Source organism: Azoarcus sp. CIB (genome assembly GCF_001190925.1).
Lineage (GTDB): Bacteria > Pseudomonadota > Gammaproteobacteria > Burkholderiales > Rhodocyclaceae > Aromatoleum.
Map to the genome: position 1 here is coordinate 982728 of NZ_CP011072.1, position 16002 is coordinate 998729.

At 66.5% G+C, this 16002-nt stretch carries 19 protein-coding genes; 6 read left to right on the plus strand and 13 right to left on the minus strand.

Annotated elements, in window-relative coordinates:
* The first annotated feature begins 1 nt into the window (after nt 1).
* Nucleotides 2-469, plus strand: coding sequence for a tRNA (cytidine(34)-2'-O)-methyltransferase (locus tag AzCIB_RS04330; RefSeq protein WP_050414759.1), 468 nt, complete (start codon nt 2-4; stop codon nt 467-469).
* Between the two features lie 64 nt (nt 470-533).
* Here the strand turns inward: AzCIB_RS04330 and AzCIB_RS04335 are convergent, their stop codons facing one another.
* The 6 genes from AzCIB_RS04335 to AzCIB_RS04360 all read right to left on the minus strand — a co-directional run bounded on the left by AzCIB_RS04335 (nt 534) and on the right by AzCIB_RS04360 (nt 3565).
* The gene (locus AzCIB_RS04335; protein WP_050414760.1) at nt 534-1529 is read right to left on the minus strand and encodes an NAD(P)H-dependent glycerol-3-phosphate dehydrogenase; all 996 of its coding nucleotides are present in this window, start codon (nt 1527-1529) and stop codon (nt 534-536) included.
* Nucleotides 1526-1972: an SH3 domain-containing protein gene (locus AzCIB_RS04340; protein WP_050414761.1), complete on the minus strand. Its 447-nt coding sequence runs from the start codon at nt 1970-1972 to the stop codon at nt 1526-1528. Before AzCIB_RS04340 ends, AzCIB_RS04335 begins: the two co-directional genes overlap by 4 nt.
* A 5-nt stretch (nt 1973-1977) precedes the next feature.
* Complete coding sequence (secB, locus tag AzCIB_RS04345) at nt 1978-2445, minus strand: protein-export chaperone SecB (RefSeq protein ID WP_050414762.1); 468 nt, start codon at nt 2443-2445, stop codon at nt 1978-1980.
* 46 nt (nt 2446-2491) lie between these two features.
* On the minus strand, nt 2492-2755 hold the full coding sequence (grxC, locus tag AzCIB_RS04350; protein WP_050414763.1) for a glutaredoxin 3: 264 nt from the start codon (nt 2753-2755) through the stop codon (nt 2492-2494).
* A gap of 2 nt (nt 2756-2757) precedes the next feature.
* Nucleotides 2758-3174, minus strand: coding sequence for a rhodanese-like domain-containing protein (locus AzCIB_RS04355; protein WP_050414764.1), 417 nt, complete (start codon nt 3172-3174; stop codon nt 2758-2760).
* Nucleotides 3175-3235: 61 nt separating this feature from the next.
* Nucleotides 3236-3565 (minus strand): ArsR/SmtB family transcription factor, encoded by a 330-nt coding sequence (locus AzCIB_RS04360; RefSeq protein WP_050414765.1) that lies wholly within the window; start codon nt 3563-3565, stop codon nt 3236-3238.
* 161 nt (nt 3566-3726) lie between these two features.
* Between AzCIB_RS04360 and gpmA the strand changes: the two genes are divergently transcribed.
* From gpmA to AzCIB_RS04385, 5 genes are all read left to right on the plus strand, one after another.
* Nucleotides 3727-4476 (plus strand): 2,3-diphosphoglycerate-dependent phosphoglycerate mutase, encoded by a 750-nt coding sequence (gene gpmA, locus AzCIB_RS04365; protein WP_050414766.1) that lies wholly within the window; start codon nt 3727-3729, stop codon nt 4474-4476.
* A gap of 14 nt (nt 4477-4490) precedes the next feature.
* Nucleotides 4491-5906, plus strand: coding sequence for a murein hydrolase activator EnvC family protein (locus AzCIB_RS04370; protein WP_050414767.1), 1416 nt, complete (start codon nt 4491-4493; stop codon nt 5904-5906).
* 44 nt (nt 5907-5950) lie between these two features.
* Nucleotides 5951-7348 carry a S41 family peptidase gene (locus AzCIB_RS04375; protein ID WP_050414768.1) on the plus strand — a complete coding sequence of 466 codons (1398 nt, stop codon included), beginning with the start codon at nt 5951-5953 and terminating at the stop codon, nt 7346-7348.
* A 32-nt stretch (nt 7349-7380) separates the two neighbouring features.
* Nucleotides 7381-7833, plus strand: a complete 453-nt coding sequence (locus AzCIB_RS04380; protein WP_050414769.1) for a hypothetical protein — start codon at nt 7381-7383, stop codon at nt 7831-7833.
* A gap of 64 nt (nt 7834-7897) precedes the next feature.
* Nucleotides 7898-8656 (plus strand): HesA/MoeB/ThiF family protein, encoded by a 759-nt coding sequence (locus tag AzCIB_RS04385; RefSeq protein WP_050414770.1) that lies wholly within the window; start codon nt 7898-7900, stop codon nt 8654-8656.
* A 12-nt stretch (nt 8657-8668) separates the two neighbouring features.
* Here the strand turns inward: AzCIB_RS04385 and ribD are convergent, their stop codons facing one another.
* The 7 genes from ribD to AzCIB_RS04420 all read right to left on the minus strand — a co-directional run bounded on the left by ribD (nt 8669) and on the right by AzCIB_RS04420 (nt 15855).
* Nucleotides 8669-9763: a bifunctional diaminohydroxyphosphoribosylaminopyrimidine deaminase/5-amino-6-(5-phosphoribosylamino)uracil reductase RibD gene (ribD, locus tag AzCIB_RS04390; RefSeq protein ID WP_050414771.1), complete on the minus strand. Its 1095-nt coding sequence runs from the start codon at nt 9761-9763 to the stop codon at nt 8669-8671.
* A complete protein-coding gene (gene nrdR / locus AzCIB_RS04395; RefSeq protein WP_050414772.1) occupies nt 9744-10259 on the minus strand; it encodes a transcriptional regulator NrdR in 516 nt (171 codons plus the stop codon). The genes ribD and nrdR overlap by 20 nt, the downstream gene beginning before the upstream one ends.
* Nucleotides 10260-10357: 98 nt before the next feature.
* Complete coding sequence (glyA, locus tag AzCIB_RS04400) at nt 10358-11608, minus strand: serine hydroxymethyltransferase (RefSeq protein ID WP_050414773.1); 1251 nt, start codon at nt 11606-11608, stop codon at nt 10358-10360.
* Nucleotides 11609-11705: 97 nt separating this feature from the next.
* Nucleotides 11706-12353 carry a histidine phosphatase family protein gene (locus AzCIB_RS04405; RefSeq protein WP_050414774.1) on the minus strand — a complete coding sequence of 216 codons (648 nt, stop codon included), beginning with the start codon at nt 12351-12353 and terminating at the stop codon, nt 11706-11708.
* Nucleotides 12344-14032: a TRAP transporter large permease gene (locus AzCIB_RS04410; protein WP_050414775.1), complete on the minus strand. Its 1689-nt coding sequence runs from the start codon at nt 14030-14032 to the stop codon at nt 12344-12346. Before AzCIB_RS04410 ends, AzCIB_RS04405 begins: the two co-directional genes overlap by 10 nt.
* Nucleotides 14029-14637 carry a TRAP transporter small permease subunit gene (locus tag AzCIB_RS04415; RefSeq protein ID WP_050414776.1) on the minus strand — a complete coding sequence of 203 codons (609 nt, stop codon included), beginning with the start codon at nt 14635-14637 and terminating at the stop codon, nt 14029-14031. Before AzCIB_RS04415 ends, AzCIB_RS04410 begins: the two co-directional genes overlap by 4 nt.
* 135 nt (nt 14638-14772) lie before the next feature.
* Nucleotides 14773-15855 carry a TRAP transporter substrate-binding protein gene (locus AzCIB_RS04420; protein ID WP_050414777.1) on the minus strand — a complete coding sequence of 361 codons (1083 nt, stop codon included), beginning with the start codon at nt 15853-15855 and terminating at the stop codon, nt 14773-14775.
* Nucleotides 15856-16002: the final 147 nt, after the last annotated feature.

The following is a 16002-nucleotide window of genomic DNA, read 5'->3' on the forward strand; positions in this document are numbered from 1 at the left end:
CATGCTCGACATCGTTCTCTACCAACCCGAAATCCCGCCCAATACGGGCAATTCCATCCGTCTCGCAGCCAATACGGGCGCCCATCTGCATCTGGTCCGTCCGCTCGGTTTCGATCTCTCCGACCGGCAACTCGCGCGTGCGGGTCTCGATTACCACGATCTCGCGAGCGTCAGCGTGCACGACGATTTCGACGCATGCTGCCGCGCCCTGGCCGGGCGGCGCATGTTCGCGCTGAGCACGAAAGGGGAGCAGCGTTACGACAAAGTCGAATACCGCGAAGGCGACGTGCTGCTGTTCGGGCGGGAAACCAGCGGCCTGCCCGCGGACGTGCTGGCGAAGCTGCCGCAGGGGAGCACGCTGCGCATCCCGATGTGTCCGTCGAATCGCAGCGTGAACCTGTCGAACGCCGTGGCCGTCGTCGTGTTCGAGGCGTGGCGGCAGCTGGGATTCGCCGGCGCCGCGCAGTAGGGAAGAAAGGGGCCGCCGCCGGCGGTCGGCTATGGGCGGGTCGGTCCCGCCGCTAAGCTGCGGCCTATTCCTGGCGCGGTTCGCGCGACAGCAGCTGCTCGACGACTTCACGTGGCCCCAGGCGGTTGCCGTGGAGCAGCTCGTCGACGGCGGCGCACAGGGGCATGTCGACGCCGCGACGGGCGGCGAGGCTTGCGACCTCGCGCGCGGTGGACACGCCTTCGGCGACATGTCCCAGTTCCTGCAGGATCTCGGGGAGGGTCTTGCCCTGCGCGAGCGCGAGTCCGACGCGGCGGTTGCGCGACAGGTCGCCTGTGCAGGTCAGGATAAGGTCGCCCATGCCTGCCAGGCCCATCAGCGTGTCGGCGCGGCCGCCGAGTGCCGTGGCCAGGCGCGCGATCTCCGCGAGCCCGCGCGTGATGAGTGCCGCGCGCGCGTTGAGGCCGAAGCCCATCCCGTCGGAAACCCCGGCGGCGATCGCGAGCACGTTCTTGATCGCGCCGCCGATCTCGGCGCCGACGACGTCGCTGTTGGCGTACATGCGCAGCCGCGGTTGGTGCAGCTGGTACACCCACTCCCGGGCGAAATCGATGTCCGCCGACGCCAGCGTAACCGCCGTCGGCATGCCGCGGGCGACTTCCGCGGCGAAGCTGGGGCCGGTCAGGACGCCGCAGGGCGCGTCTGCGCCGAGTTCTGCGGCGACGATCTCGTGCGGCAGGCGCCCGCTGCCCGCTTCCAGTCCCTTGCACGCCCAGATCAGCGGCGTCTGCGCCTGGATGTCATGCAGGCGGCGTGTGGTCTGGCGCAATCCGGCAAGCGGCGTGACGACCAGATGAAGGTCGGCGTCGCGTGCCGCGGCCTCGAAATCCGCTGTCAGTTCGAGCGCCTGCGGTAGCGGCACGTCCGGAAGGTAACGGGCGTTGACGCGCTCGGCGGCGAGCGTGGCGACGTGGTCGGCGTCGCGCCCCCACAGGATCACGCGATGCTGCGCGGAGAAGGCAAGCGCCAGCGCAGTCCCCCATGCGCCGGAGCCGAACACGGCGATGCGGATCGGGCTCAAAGCCCCCAGACCTCGGTCACCCGGACGAAGCCATTCGCGCCGTCCTTGTGGCGCACGGGGAGCCAGCCCTCGTTCGCGTTTCCGGTGACCTCGAGGACCACGTCCTTCGCGCTCTCGAACGCGACCGGCGCATCGGTTGCCGGGCGCTGCCGTGCCACGGCGCGGGCGCTCGTCACCATCACCGTGCGCTTGTCCGACAGGGTCCGGCGCTCGATCCAGTTGATCGAGCCGCCCGCATCGCGCACCTTGGCCCACTTGTCGAGGCTTACGACCACTTCGAGCGGTGTGCCGGGCGCAATGATGAACAGCCGCTTGCCCTTGTCCGACGGCGAGTCGTACAGGATGGCCGGTTCCGCAACCGAGCGGTATTCGATGGCGTGCGCACCCGCCGCCGGCAGGACGAGGGCGGCGGCGAGCGCGATGCAGCGGAGCTGGGTGTGCATCGGAATTACTGGATCGGCAGTTCGCCCGACTCGCGGGCTTCGGATTGCTGCTGCTGCGCCTGGTACAGAGCCTCGAAATTGACCGGGGCCAGCACCACGGGTTGGAAGCCGGCGCGCGTGATCGCGTCCGAGATTGCCTCGCGCGCATACGGGAAGAGGATGTTCGGGCAGCCGATCATCGTCACCGGTTCGAGGTCGCCTTCGGGAATGTTGCGAATCTGGAAGATGCCGCCCTGGGCAACCTCGACGAGGAACACGGTGCGTTCGTCGGCGAGCTTGGCCGAGACGGTGACCGTCAGGGTGACTTCGTAGACGCCCTCGTCGACGCCGCTCGCCTCGGTGCGCAGCTGCACGTTGATCTGCGGATTCTCGCGCTCGAGGAAGATGCGCGGGGCGCCGGGCACTTCCAGCGACAGATCCTTCACGTAGAGTTTTTCGATCGAGAAGACGGGGGCTTGGGCGTTTTCGGACATGAGGGTGCCTGGGAGTATTGAAATGGTGAAAGGGAGGGGAGGGGGCTCAGGCCTGCTGCAGCAGCGTGTCGAGCTTGCCCTGGTGTTCGAGTTCGTAGAGGTCGTCGCAGCCGCCGACGTGCGTGTCGCCGATGAAGATCTGGGGCACGGTGCGACGCCCGGTGAGGCCGATCATTTCGTCGCGGCGGGCGGGATCCTGGTCGACGCGGATCTTCTCGATGTCCTGCACGCCCTTGCGCCGCAGCAGCTGCTCGGCGCGCACGCAGTAGGGGCACACCGCCGTCGCGTACATCCGGATCTTCGCTTGCATCGTCATTTCCTCTTGCGGCTGAGCGGCTGACCCGCCTTCTCCCATTCGACGATGCCGCCGCGCAGGTTGAAGAGCTTTTCGAAGCCGGCCTTTCTCAGAGTGGTGGCCGCGGTCGCGGACCGGTTTCCCGTTGCGCAGCAAAGGATGATGGGGCGGTCCTTGAACTTTTCCAGCTCGCTGCTGCGGCGTTCGAGCTCGCCGAGCGGGATGTGGCGCGCGTTGGGGATGTGGCCACCGACGAATTCGCCCTGGTCGCGCACGTCGACGAGCTGGGCATCCTCGCGGTTGATCAGAAGGGTCGCCTCGACGGGCGAAAGCTGCGACTTGTCGCCCTGGCTGCGCGCCAGGTCGAACAGCAGCCATGCGCCGCTTGCTGCCGCGAGCGCGGCCCAGTACCAGTTTTGCTGCAGGAATTCCACGTAGGTTTACTCCGTCTTGTCTTCTTGTCGTGTGGCGGGCGTGGCGCCGCCCGCCCGGCTGTCACTTCCGGCCGGGCTGGTCGTTGCAGAACACTTCGCGCATCAGCGCGATGAGTTGCAGGGTGCGTTGGTCGCAGATGCGGTAATAGACGCGGTTGGCATCCTTGCGGGTCTGCAGAACGGCCTTGTCGCGCAGGATCGCGAGATGCTGCGAGATGTTGCTTTGCGAGGTGCCGACCGCCTCGACGATGTCCTGGACGCACACTTCGTTCTCGCCCAGCACGCACAGGATCTTCAGGCGCAGCGGGTGGGCGATGGCCTTGAGCGCGCGCGCAGCGGTTTCGATGTGCTCGTGCTTGTCGATGAGGTCGATGATGGTCTTGGTGTCCACGATGGCGGGAAGTGCAGATCAAGCGAGTAGTATAAAATACCGCGGCCCGTAATAGCGCGCCATCGGTGCCTCCGTGCTCAGCCAGACCCTTCGGGGCGTCGGCGTCGTGCCGGTCAGGAGGCGTCGTCCCTTTTCGCTCCCAACACATCCTCTGAGCGCTCATGTACCGAATCGTTCTGCTCCGTCACGGCGAATCGACCTGGAACAAGGAAAACCGCTTCACCGGCTGGACCGACGTCGATCTCACCGAGACGGGTGTCGAGGAGGCGCGCGCCGCGGGTCGGCTGCTCAGGCGTGAAGGCTACAGCTTCGACCTCGCCTTCACGTCGGTGCTCAAGCGTGCCAACAAGACGCTCAACCTCGTGCTCGAGGAGCTCGACGCGCTGTGGTTGCCGGTCGAGCATTCCTGGCGCCTGAACGATCGCAGCTATGGTGCGTTGCAGGGGCTGAACAAGGCCGAGACCGTCGCCCGGTTCGGTGAGGATCAGGTGCTGGCGTGGCGGCGCGCGTACGATGTTGCGACGCCGGCGCTGGCCGAGGGCGATGAGCGCCTGACGATGAACGATCCGCGCTATGCGTCGCTGCCGCGTGCGCAGTTTCCCCGTACCGAATGCCTGAAGGACACGGTGGTCCGGTTGGCTCCGTACTGGGAAACCGTCATCGTTCCGCAGATACTGGCCGGTCGCCGCATCCTGATCGTCGCGCACGGCAACAGCCTGCGTGCCCTCGTCAAGTATCTCGACAAAGTTCCGGACGAGGATATCGTCGGCCTGGAAGTCCCGATGGCGCAGCCGCTGGTGTATGAGCTGGACGCCAATCTGCGTCCGATCAAGAGCTACTACCTGGCCGACGAGGACACGATTCGCGACGCGCTGGCCGCGGTGGCTGCGCAGGGCAAGGCCAGGAGCTGAGACTGCAATTGCCGATGAAGGAAACTCCGCGACTGCGTAGCCTGCGTCTTGCGCTGGCAGCGTGCGCCCTCCTTGCGGGCACCGTCGCGCACGGGACCGACGCCCCGGACGTCGCGCAGAAGCGCTCCGACCTCGAGGAGGTGCGCCAGCGCATCCGCGAGCTGCAGAAGGAGATCGCGGATACCGAGGAATCGCGCTCGAGCGCCTCGGAGGAGCTCGCGGAGGCCGAGCGGGACGTTTCGCGGGTGCAGCGCGCGCTGCAGCAGCTTGCCTCGAACCGCGCAGCGGCGGAACGGAACCTCGCCGTGCTGGAGGCGGAACGGCAGGCGGTCGAGGGACGCATCGTCGGCCGGCAGTCCGAGCTTGCGGACTGGCTGCGGCGGCATTACGTGCATGGCGCGGCTGGCGGCGTCGCTCCCTTCCTGTCGACGCGCGACCCGAACCAGCTCGCACGCGATGCGCACTATCTCGAGCATCTCGGCAAGGCCCGCCTCGAACTGATCGACACCCTGCGCTCTGACCTCAAGGAAAAGAGCCGCCTGGGCGAGGCGATCATTGCGCGCCGGGACAGACTGGTTTCGCTCGAGGCCGAACAGCAGGCGCGGCGCAAGGAGCTCGAATCCGTGCAGGCGCGGCGCAAGGAAGCCGTGACCGGCCTCGCGGAGCAGTTGCGCTCCCAGCGCAAGGAGGAGCGGACGCTGCGCCAGGATCAGGAGCGCCTCGGGCGCCTGGTCGCGGTGCTGGCGCGGCGTGCCGCCGAGCGCGAAGTGGCGCGCGCCGCCGCCGCGGCAAAGGCTGTACGCGAGCAGGCGGCGCGTGAGCTGGCCGCGCGGGAAAAGGCGGCACGGGAACAGACCGCGAGGAGCGACACTGTCCGGGACGCGGCCGCACAGACTTCCGGTGCTGCGGTCGCCGCGGGCGGTGCCGACGCCGACGCCGCCCAGCAGCGGCAGACCCGGCCGGGCGCTGCGCGCTCCGAGCCTGTCGTCGGCGAGATCCGCCAGTCGGCCGGACCGACGCCTACCGGCGTGAGCTTTGCGCAGTTGCGCGGCAAGATGAGATTTCCCGTGCGTGGAGAACTCGTGGGGCGCTTTGGTGCTCCAAGGGCGGAAGGCGGAACGACGTGGCGGGGCGTCTTCATCCGTGCGGGGGGGGGCTCGCAAGTACGTGCCGTGGCAGGCGGTGAGGTGGTCTTCTCGGACTGGCTGCGCGGGTACGGCAACCTCATCATCGTCGACCACGGCGGCGACTACCTGACCATTTATGGCAACAACGATGCGCTGCTCAAGGAGCTCGGCGACAACATTGCCGGAGGCGAGGCGATTGCCAGCGTGGGCGCCAGCGGAGGTGGTAGCGAATCGGGTTTATACTTTGAAATCCGCCATCGGGGTCAGCCGCTCGATCCCCTGAAGTGGGTGCAGTTCAACTAGATTTTCCGGCGTGGGCCGGGCGATGTTTCCTCGATGGAGTGCTCATGCGCAACAAGCTTCAGAAAGCAGGATTGGTGATGACCGGCGTGGTGGCCGGCGTGCTGATCAGTCTCAATTTCTCCGCCAGTGCCGATAAGGCCACGCAGGCACCGCTGCCGGTGGAGGAGTTGCGCGCATTCGCCGACGTGTTCAACGCGATCAAGCAGGGCTACGTCGAACCCGTCGAGGACAAGAAGCTCATCAATCACGCCATCAGCGGCATGCTGAGCGGGCTCGACCCCCACTCCGCCTATCTCGACGCGGAAGCCTACAAGGAACTGCAAGTTGGCACGCACGGCGAGTTCGGCGGCCTGGGCATCGAGGTCGGCATGGAAGACGGCTTCGTCAAGGTGATCTCGCCGATCGAGGACACGCCGGCCTATCGTGCCGGCGTGAAGTCGGGCGACCTCATCGTCAAGCTCGACGACACGCCGGTCAAGGGCATGAACCTCAATGACGCGGTCAAGCGCATGCGCGGCAAGCCCAAGACCGACATCACGCTGACGATCGCGCGCAAGGGCGAGCAGAAGCCCGTCGTGCTGAAGATCACCCGCGAGGTGATCAAGGTGCAGAGCGTCAAGTCCAAGGTCGTCGAGCCGGGCTATGGCTACCTGCGCGTCGCGCAGTTCCAGGAGAACACCGCGCAGGCGGTGGTCGAGCACCTCGGCAAGCTGGCGAAGGGCAACGAGCTGAAGGGCTTGGTCCTCGACCTGCGCAACGACCCCGGCGGCCTGCTGCACGGCGCTGTTGGCGTCGCCGCGGCCTTCCTGCCGACCAATACGCTGGTGGTGTCCACCGACGGCCGCACCGAGGACGCGAAGCGCGAATACCGCGCGAGCCCCGAGGACTACCTGCGCGGCACACGCGAGGACTTCCTCAAGACGCTGCCGCAGGGCGCGCGCACGCTGCCGATGGTGGTGCTCGTGAATGCAGGGTCCGCGTCGGCGTCGGAGATCGTCGCGGGCGCGTTGCAGGACCACAAGCGCGCGGTGGTGATGGGCACGCAGACCTTCGGCAAGGGTTCCGTGCAGACCATCCTGCCGCTCAACGCCAGCACCGCCATCAAGCTCACGACCGCGCGCTACTACACGCCGAGCGGCCGTTCGATCCAGGCCAAGGGCATCGAGCCGGATATCGTCGTGGAGGAAAGCGCCAATGGCTCCTCGCGTCGCCTGCGCGAGGCGGACCTCGACGGACACCTGGGCAACGACAAGGATCCGGACGCAGAACGCAAGCTCAAGGAGGCGCAACGGCCTGCCGGTGAAGGGAGCAAGGCGCCGGGCGGTGACGACGAGGCGGCATCGCCGCACCGTTTCGAGTTTGCCGGCAAGGATGACTATCAGCTCGGCCAGGCAGTAAATCTTCTCAAAGGCCTGCAGATCGTCCAGAATAAAAAACAATGAGCCGATAAGGCCTACTGGATGGGGAGGCTGGGATGCGCCGAGAAACCGCCTACAAACTGGCCGGGCGCCATCACGAGCATCCCGTGGTGGCGGCAGGGCTGTTCAAGGAGCGGGAGATCCGCTTCTCCGAGTGCCCGCCGCGCCAGGCGGAGCAGGCGCTGCGATCGCTGCGCCTGCTCAAGGGGTTGCATGCGGCGCCCCACGGCGAGCGCCTGCATTCCATCGTCGTTTCCTATTCGGTGCTCGAGCTCTCGCTCGAGGTGCTGGAGGACGCGCTGCGCGACGCGGGATTCCACCTCGACAACTCGCTCTACGTGAAACTGACGCGCGCCGTCGTGTACTTCTGCGAGGAAACGCAGCGGCACAACGTCGAGTCGCCCGAGCGACTGCTCAAGAAGTCGAACGAGGTCTACGTGAAGGTGTACGAACATCACCTCCACGGCGACCACGACGACACCCCGCCGGAATTTCGCGAATACAAGTGAGCCCGGTCCGACCGGGCGTTGATGTGCCGGCGCGACGTCCGGTACCGTGTGGGTCTTTGCTCCGATGAATGACGATCAGCTTCTCCGCTACAGCCGCCACATCCTGCTCCCGGAAATCGGTGTCGAGGGCCAGGAGGCGATTCTTGCCGCGCGCGTGCTCGTTGTCGGGGCGGGCGGCCTCGGTTCGCCGGCGGCGATGTATCTGGCCGCCGCGGGCGTCGGTACGCTGGTCCTGTGCGACGGCGATACGGTGGATCTCACCAACCTGCAGCGTCAGATTCTGCACAGCGCGGAGGGCGTCGGGCGCCTGAAGGTCGAATCGGGGCGCGATACGCTGCTGCGCCTGAATCCGTTCGCCCGGGTCGAAACCGTGGCCGAGCGGCTGGAGGGGGGCGCCCTCGAGGCGCAGGTGGCGGCCGCCGACGTGGTGCTCGACTGTTCGGACAATTTCGCCACGCGCCATGCGATCAACCGCGCCTGCGTGCGTCATCGCAAGCCGCTTGTGTCGGGTGCAGCGATCCGCTTCGACGGCCAGGTCTCGGTCTTCGACCTGCGCCAGGCCGAGAGCCCGTGCTACCACTGTCTGTTTCCCGAGGGGCAGGAGGTGGAGGAGATCCGCTGCGCGGTGATGGGGGTGTTCGCCCCGCTCACCGGCATCATCGGTGCGACCCAGGCCGCCGAGGCGCTGAAGCTGCTGGTCGGCTGCGGCACGACGCTGGATGGGCGGCTGCTGTTGCTCGACGGTCTCGGCATGGAATGGCGCAGCGTGACGCTCGGGCGCGATCCCGGCTGCGCCGTGTGCGCCGGTCGCGGCGAAGCCTGAGTCCCGCGGCCGTCAGGACACCAGCGGACGGGCAATGACCCGCAGGTCGCCGCCGATGCGGCGCACGTCGCGCAGATCGAGCCGCACGGCCTTGTCGAGGGCGGCGAGTTCCGGCAGGTTGAACAGCCCCTGTGCGGAGTCGCCCACGAGCATGGGCGCCATGTAGAGCAGGAGCTCGTCGACGCAGCCTTCCCGCAGCAACGAGCCGTTGAGCTTGAAGCCCGCTTCGGCGTGGACTTCGTTGAAGCCGCGGCGTCCGAGTTCCAGCATCAGGGCCGGCAGGTCGACCTTGCCCGCGGTATCGGGCAACACGACGACTTCGACGCCGCGTTCCGCAAGGGCGGCGATCTTGCCTTCGTCCGCAACTGCGGCGGCGACGAGGCACTGCCCATCCTGCAGCAGCTTGGCCGAGAGCGGCACGTCGAGGCGCGCGTCGACGAGGACGCGCTGCGGCTGGCGTTCGCAGGGCACCGCGCGCACGTTGAGCTGCGGGTCGTCGCCGCGCACCGTGCCGATGCCGGTGAGCACGGCGCATGCGCGCGCGCGCCAGCGATGGCCGTCGCGCCGTGCCGCGTCGCCGGTGATCCACTGGCTGACGCCGTTGTTCAGCGCAGTCTTGCCGTCCAGCGTGCTCGCCGCCTTGAGACGCAGCCACGGGCGTCCGCGTGTCATGCGCGAGATGAAGCCGATGTTGAGTTCGTGTGCCTCGCCGGCCATCAGGCCGCTGCTCGCCGCGATGCCCGCCTCGCGCAGCATGGCGAGGCCGCGGCCGGCGACGAGCGGGTTGGGGTCCTCCATCGCCGCGACGACGCGGGTGATGCCGGCGCGGATCAGTGCCTCGGCGCAGGGCGGCGTACGGCCGTGGTGGGCGCAGGGCTCCAGGGTCACATAGGCGGTTGCCCCGCGTGCAGCGTCGCCGGCTGCGTTGAGGGCATCGATTTCGGCGTGTGCCTCGCCAGCGCGCCGGTGCCAGCCCTCGCCGACGACTTCGCCGTCGCGCATCAGTACGCAGCCGACGCGCGGGTTGGGCGTGGTGGTTTCCAGGCCGCGTGCCGCGAGCCGCAGCGCGCGGGCCATTGCGCGGTGGTCAGTTGCCGAAAAGGTCATTCTCGGCGCCTTCAGGGTCGGGATTGTCCTTGCGCCCGCGCTTCGGGCGCGTCTGCACTTCGCGGATCACTTCGGAGAATTCGTCGACGTCGGCGAAATTGCGATACACGGAGGCGAAGCGGATGTAGGCGACCTTGTCGAGCTTCTTCAGCTCCTTCATCACCAGTTCGCCGATCTTCTCGCTCGGGACTTCGGTTTCGCCCAGCGACAGGAGCTTGGCCTCGATGCGGTCGACCGACGACTCGAGCGCCTCGAGCGTGACCGGCCGCTTGCGCAGCGCGAGCTTGAGGCTGCTCGTGAGCTTGTCGTGGTCGAACTCGGTGCGCATGCCGTTGCGCTTGATGATGTGCGGCATCTTGAGGTCGATGCGCTCGTAGGTCGTGAAGCGCTTGTCGCAGTGGGCGCAGCGGCGCCGGCGGCGGACCACCTCGCCGTCTTCGTTCTCGCGTGTGTCGGTGACTTGGGTATTCGGGTCGCCGCAGAACGGACACTTCATGGTGTGTGTCGGCCTCTTTCAACGGGCACAAAAAAACGGGGTGTGCCGTGCAAGGACGGCACACCCCGGATGTTCACGCAGGACTCGCTGTCCGCGGATTACTTCCCATACACCGGGTGCTTGGCGCACAGTTCGGCGACCTTGCCGCGAACGCGGGTGAGGACGGCTTCGTCCGCGGGCGCGTCGAGCACATCGGCGATCAGGTGCGCGATCTGCTCGGCTTCGATCTCGGTGAAGCCGCGGGTGGTCATCGCCGGCGAGCCGATGCGGATGCCGGACGTGACGAAGGGCTTTTCCGGGTCCTTCGGGATGGCGTTCTTGTTCACCGTGATGTGCGCGGCGCCCAGCGCGGCCTCGGCGGCCTTGCCGGTGATGTTCTTCGCGCGCAGGTCGACGAGGAACACGTGGCTTTCGGTGCGGCCCGAGACGATGCGCAGGCCGCGCTCTTCGCCGAGCACGCGCGCCATGACGCGGGCGTTGGCGATGACCTGTTCCTGGTAATTACGGAACTGCGGCGTCAGCGCTTCCTTGAAGGCGACGGCCTTGCCGGCGATGACGTGCATCAGCGGGCCGCCTTGCAGGCCCGGGAAGATCGCGGAGTTGATGGCCTTCTCGTGCTCGGCCTTCATCAGGATGATGCCGCCGCGCGGGCCGCGCAGCGTCTTGTGCGTGGTCGAGGTGACGACGTCGGCGTGCGGAACCGGGTTCGGGTAGTAGCCCGCGGCGATCAGGCCGGCGTAGTGGGCCATGTCGACCCAGAAGATCGCGCCGACTTCCTTCGCGACCTTCGCGAAGCGCTCGAAGTCGATGCGCAACGAGTAGGCGGAGGCGCCGGCGATGATGATGCGCGGCTTGTGCTCGCGGGCGAGGCGCTCCATCTGGTCGTAGTCGATCTCTTCCTTCTCGGTCAAGCCATACGCGACGACGTTGAACCACTTGCCGGACATGTTTAGCGGCATGCCATGGGTGAGGTGGCCGCCTTCGGCAAGGCTCATGCCCATGATGGTGTCGCCGGGCTTGGCGAAGGCCATCAGCACGGCCTGGTTGGCCTGCGAACCGGAGTTCGGCTGCACGTTCGCGGCGTCGGCGCCGAAGAGCTTCTTGAGGCGGTCGATCGCGATCTGCTCGGCAACGTCGACGTGCTCGCAGCCGCCGTAGTAGCGCTTGCCCGGATAGCCTTCGGCGTACTTGTTGGTCAGCTGGGAACCCTGCGCTTCCATCACGGCGTTGGAAACGTAGTTTTCCGAGGCGATGAGTTCGATATGGTCTTCCTGACGGCGGTTTTCGGCCTGGATGGCTGCCCACAGTTCCGGATCGACCTTGGCGAGGGTGTCTTGCGCAGAGAACATGAAACGGTCTCGAAGGGGTGATTAAAGGCGGATATTAGCACGCACGCGGAGTGCGGATGAAACGCAGGCCGGCGCCCGGTGCAGGGGAGGCACGGCTTCAGGCGTTGGGTAGTTCGTCGCGCGCACCGTCGAGGTGGCGCTTGTCGGCCCAGCTGACGAGGTGCCAGCGCGTGCCGTCGTATTCGATCCAGTTGAGGGCGGCGTTCGGGATGGCGAAGTCGCGCGGCGCGTCGAGCGCCTTGCCGGCGGCGAGGCGATGGACGATGTCGAGCACGCCGCCGTGCGTGACGATCAGGACCTGCTCGCCGTGGTGGTTGGAAGCGAGGTCGGCGAGCATGGCCTCGATGCGGCCGGCGAACTCGGAAAGGCTTTCGCCGCCTCCCGGAAAGGTGAAATGCGGGTCGCGCTGCTTGAAACGGAGATAGTCGTCCGGAAAGCGGGCTTCAGCCTCGGCGTAGGTCAGTCCCTGGAAGGCGCCGTAGTGGCGCTCGCGCAGGCGGTCGTGGAATTCGACTGCGGCTGCCCGATCGCGGGTGATGGCGGCAGCGGTCTGGCGCGCTCGCTGCAGGTCGCTGCAATAGACTGCGGCGAAGTGCACGGTGGCGAGGCTCGCCGCGGTAGCCGCGGCCTGCGCCTCGCCGGTGCGGTTCAGGGGCACGTCGAGGTGCCCCTGCAGCCGCCGTTCCGCATTCCACTCGGTCTCGCCGTGCCGGACGAGGCACAGGCGGGTGGGTCTCACTTCCATGCGCCTCCGCCGCCGCTTTCTCCCCATCCTCCCTCGCCTGCGGGCTGCTGGATCTGGATGGTGTCGAGGTCGACCTTCGACTTCTCGTCGAGACCGCCCGTCACGAGCTCGGGGAAGATGATGATGAGCGCGACCATGACGATCTGGATGATCACGAAAGCGATCGAGCCGCGATAGATGTCACCGGTCTTGAAGCCCTCGATGCGCTTGTTCGTGATGCGGTCGAGGTAGGCGTTGGCCGGCGCGACGCTGCGGAGGTAGAACAGCGCAAAGCCGAAGGGCGGTGTCAGGAACGAGGTCTGCAGGTTCATCGCGATGATCACGCCGAACCATATCAGGTCGATCCCCATCTTGTCCGCGACCGGTCCGAGGAGCGGCATCAGGATGAACGCGATCTCGAAGAAGTCGATGAAGCAGCCGAGGAAGAAGATCACCGTGTTGACGAACAGCAGGAAGCCGAGCTGGCCGCCGGGCAACCGGTCGAACAGGTGCTCGACCCAGATCTGGCCGTCGACTGCGGTGAACACGAAGCTGAAGATCGTCGAGCCGACGAGGATGAACATCACGAAGATCGACAGCCGCGAGGTCGATTCGAGGGCCTGGACCAGGGTCTTGAAGTCGAGGCGCCTGCGCGATGCGGCCATGATCATCGCGCCGACTGCACCCATCGCACCGCCTTCGGTCGGCGTCGCGACGCCGAGGAAGATCGTGCCGAGGACGAGGAAGATCAGGATCAGCGGCGGGATCAGTACGAAGGTGACGCGCTCGGCGATGCGCGACAGCAGGCCGATCCTCAGCCCCTTGTTGATGAGGGCGAGGACGAGGGCGAGGATCGTGCCGAAGGTCAGTGCTACGACGATGACTTCGTCGAGGGCTGGCGCGATCACGTCCGGCCCCTTGAGCCAGTGGAGGATCGTGTCGTAGTTCTTGCCCAGGGCGATCGACGCTGCGGTGACGACGATCGCAAGAACGCCGAGCGAGCGCAGGCCCGAGCTGCCGTCCGGTTCGCGGTAGGCGAGCGCTTCGGGGGGCAATGCCGGCACCATTTTGGGCTTGAACATTGCCAGGCCGATGATGAACAGCGCGTACAGGCCGACCAGTGCGAGCGCGGGGATCATCGCGCCCTTGTACATGTCGCCGACGCTGCGGCCGAGCTGGTCGGCCATGACGATCAGCACCAGCGAAGGCGGGATCGCCTGTGCGAGGGTGCCCGACGCGGTGATGACGCCTGCGGCGATCGGGCGGCTGTAGCCGTAGCGCAGCATGATCGGCAGCGAGATCAGGCCCATCGAGATCACCGAGGCGGCGACGACGCCGGTCGTCGCGGCGAGCAGGGCGCCGACGAAGATGACGGCGAGCGCGAGACCGCCGCGCACCGGGCCGAACACCTGGCCGACGGTCTCGAGCAGGTCCTCGGCCATGCCGCTGCGTTCGAGCACCAGTCCCATCAGCGTGAAGAACGGGATCGCCAGCAGCGTGTCGTTCTGCATGATGCCGAACACGCGCAGCGGCAGTGCCTGGAACAAGGTCGAGGGGATCAGCCCGAGTTCGAGGCCGACGAAGCCGAAGAACAGGCCGCAGGCCGACAGCGAGAAGGCGACCGGGAAGCCGGACAGGAGGAAGAAGATGATGACCCCGAACATGATCGGGGCGATGTTGGCGGAGACGAATTCGATCATTTCTGGGACTCGCCGGCTGCGTTGTTCTGGGGGACGTCGCCGACTGCGGCGTGAACATGGTCTTCGGTGGTGTCTGCCCCGGAGTGGGCGAGGCAGTCGGGGCCGCTGCCCGTCAGGAACGCGATGCGCTTGATCAGTTCGGATATGGCCTGCAGGCCGAGGAGACCGAAGCCGGCCGGCACCATCGCGTAAACGGGCCAGCGGATCAGGCCGCCGGCGTTCGACGACATTTCGCCCGACACATAGGCGGCGTGCACCACGGGCCACGAGAAGCTGATCATGAAGTAACACAGCGGCAGCAGGAAAACGATGATGCCGATGATGTCGACACAATTGCGCACGCGTGCGCTCAACTTGCCCGCCACCACGTCGATTCGCACGTGGGCGTTCTGCAGGAAGGCGTAGCCCGCGCCAAGCATGAACACGGCGGCGAATAGATACCACTGGATTTCGAGAAAGGCGTTCGAGCCGATGTTGAATGCTTTGCGCGCGACGGCGTTCAATGCGCTGATGGTCGCCGTGGCAAAGATGAACCAGATGACGATCCTGCCGATGAGCCGGCTGAGTGCGTCAATCGATTTTGACAAATTGAGCAGAGTTCCCATCGGGTATTCGCCTGAAACGTGTGGGGCGACGGCGTCGGCCATTGGGCCGGGCTCGCCGGGGATCGGATGCTACCGTGCTGCAGCCTGTGGCGGAAGTGCAAACGGCCCGCCGAAGCGGGCCGTCCGGGGTGCTGCTTAAAGTTTCTGTGCTGCCATGTACTGGTCGTAGCTGCCTTCGGCGATGCCCTGCCACTGGTAGGCGTCGGCGAGGAAGCGCGAGTAGTCGGCGTAGACCTTCTTCCACTGCGGGTTCTTGCTGTTCAGCTCGGCGTAGACTTCGCGCGAGGCCTTGAAGGCGGCGTCCATGACGTCCTTCGGCAGGCGCTGCAGCTTGGCGCCCTCGGCGATGAGCTGCTTGAGGGCGGTCGGGTTGCGCGCGTCGTAACGCGCCAGCACTTCGATGTGGGCGTCGGAGGCGGCCTGGCGCACGATGGACTGGTATTCCTTCGACAGGCCGTTGTAGGCCTTGGCGTTGACCAATAGCGAGAATTGCGTGCTGCCTTCCCACCAGGCCGGGTAGTAGTAGTTCTTGGCGACCTTGTGCAGGCCGAGGCGCAGATCGTCATAGGGGCCGATCCACTCGGCGGCGTCCACGGTGCCTTTTTCCAGCGCCTGGTAGATCTCGCCAGCCGGGATGTTCTGCGGTACGGCACCGAGCTTCGTGATGACGCGGCCGGCGAAGCCCCCGATGCGGATCTTGAGGCCGTTGAGGTCGGCGACCGACTTGATCTCCTTGCGATACCAGCCGCCCATCTGTGCGCCGGAGTTGCCCATCATGAAATTCACGATGTTGAACTGGGCATAGAACTCGCGCAGCAGCTTCATGCCATTGCCTTCGTTCATCCACGCGGCCATCTGGCGCGCGTTCATGCCGAAGGGGATGGCGCAGTCGAGCGCGAAGGTCTCGTCCTTGCCGAAGAAATAGTAGGGCGCGGTGTGCGCGCACTCGATGGTGTCCTGCTGCAGCGCGTCGACGACGCCGAAGGCCGGGACGAGCTCGCCGGCGGCATGCACGCTGACTGTGAACTTGCCGCCCGTCGCTTCGGTGACGTTCTTGGCGAAGGTCTCTGCGCCGCCGAAGAGGGTTTCGAGCGATTTCGGGAAGCTCGACGCCAGACGCCAGCGGATGGCCTGTTGTGCGCCGACGATCGCCGGTGCAGTGCCCGCAGCGATGATCCCGGCGAGGCCGGCGTTTTTCAGAAATTTGCGACGTTCCACGAGATGTCTCCTCTCACGTGTGTTGCTGGTTGTAATGGCACTGAGAGTACTTCGTTCGGAGTAGGTCGAAAAAGCCGCGGAAAACCCTAACAAACGGCGGCGTGGCTTGCCGTGGCAGTGTTGCGGGGAGGGTCTCGCGCGCCGTCG